This is a genomic window from Pseudomonas sp. XP1, assembly GCF_053557675.1.
On the sequence record NZ_JBNRIJ010000071.1, the window covers coordinates 1 to 1636 of the forward strand.

Annotated in this window: 1 protein-coding gene; it reads right to left on the reverse strand. The window is 64.1% G+C overall.

The genetic code is table 11. From position 1 onward, the window contains the following. The coding region (locus tag ACK1U9_RS25615; RefSeq protein ID WP_449110276.1) for an immunoglobulin-like domain-containing protein at positions 1 to 1636 on the reverse strand (1636 nt) is incomplete at both ends.

Genomic DNA, 1636 nt, shown 5'->3' on the forward strand with positions numbered 1-1636 from the left:
TTCGACGGTGATGGTCTGACCGTTGGACAGGGTTACGGTCACCGGAGTCTGGGCTGGGTTGCTCAGCGTCACGGTGTAGGTGATCACCCCGCCTTCGGTCACCGATGGAGTGGCCGTCAGGGTGGCGGTGGTGTTGTCGACCGAGTCGTTGATCGTGGTCTGGGCCGGCGTCGGGTTCGGCGTCAGTTGCTCGAAGTTGCCGCCGGTCGCACCGGTAATCGTGGTGCTGACGGTCGAGCCGTTGTTGTAGACATCGTTGGCCGGGGTCTCGAAGTCCACGCTGCCCTGGGTCTTGCCCGCTTCGACGGTGATGGTCTGACCGTTGGACAGGGTTACGGTCACCGGAGTCTGGGCTGGGTTGCTCAGCGTCACGGTGTAGGTGATGACGCCGCCTTCAGTCACCGATGGAGTGGCCGTCAGGGTGGCGGTGGTGGTGTCGACCGAGTCGTTGATCGTGGTCTGGGCCGGGGTCGGGTTCGGCGTCAGTTGCTCGAAGTTGCCGCCGGTCGCACCGGTAATCGTGGTGCTGACGGTCGAGCCGTTGTTGTAGACATCGTTGGCCGGGGTCTCGAAGTCCACGCTGCCCTGGGTCTTGCCCGCTTCGACGGTGATGGTCTGACCGTTGGACAGAGTCACAGTCACCGGGGTCTGGGCCGGGTTGCTCAGGGTCACGGTGTAGGTGATGACGCCGCCTTCAGTCACCGATGGAGTGGCCGTCAGGGTGGCGGTGGTGTTGTCGACCGAGTCGTTGATCGTGGTCTGGGCCGGCGTCGGGTTCGGCGTCAGCTGTTCGAAGTTGCCACCGGTCGCACCGGTAATCGTGGTGCTGACGGTCGAGCCGTTGTTGTAGACGTCGTTCGCTGGCGTTTCGAAGTCGACGCTACCCTGGGTCTTGCCCGCTTCGACGGTGATGGTCTGACCGTTGGACAGGGTTACGGTCACCGGGGTCTGGGCCGGATTGCTCAGGGTCACGGTGTAGGTGATCACCCCGCCCTCGGTCACGCTTGGCGAAGCAGTCAGCGTCGCCGTGGTGTTGTCGACCGAGTCGTTGATCGTAGTCTGGGCCGGGGTCGGGTTCGGCGTCAGCTGCTCGAAGTTGCCGCCGGTCGCACCGGTAATCGTGGTGCTGACGGTCGAACCGTTGTTGTAGACATCGTTGGCCGGGGTCTGGAAATCGACACTGCCCTGGGTCTTGCCGGCTTCGACGGTGATGGTCTGGCCGTTGGACAGGGTCACGGTCACCGGAGTCTGGGCTGGGTTGCTCAACGTCACGGTGTAGGTGATGACGCCGCCTTCGGTCACCGACGGGGTCGCCGTCAAGGTGGCGGTGGTGGTGTCGACCGAGTCGTTGATCGTGGTCTGAGCCGGGGTCGGGTTCGGCGTCAGCTGCTCGAAGTTGCCACCGGTCGCACCGGTAATCGTGGTGCTGACGGTCGAACCGTTGTTGTAGACATCGTTGGCCGGGGTCTGGAAATCGACACTGCCCTGGGTCTTGCCGGCTTCGACGGTGATGGTCTGGCCGTTGGACAGGGTCACGGTCACCGGGGTCTGAGCCGGATTGCTCAACGTCACGGTGTAGGTGATGACGCCGCCTTCGGTCACCGACGGGGTCGCCGTCAAGGTGGCGGTGGTGGTG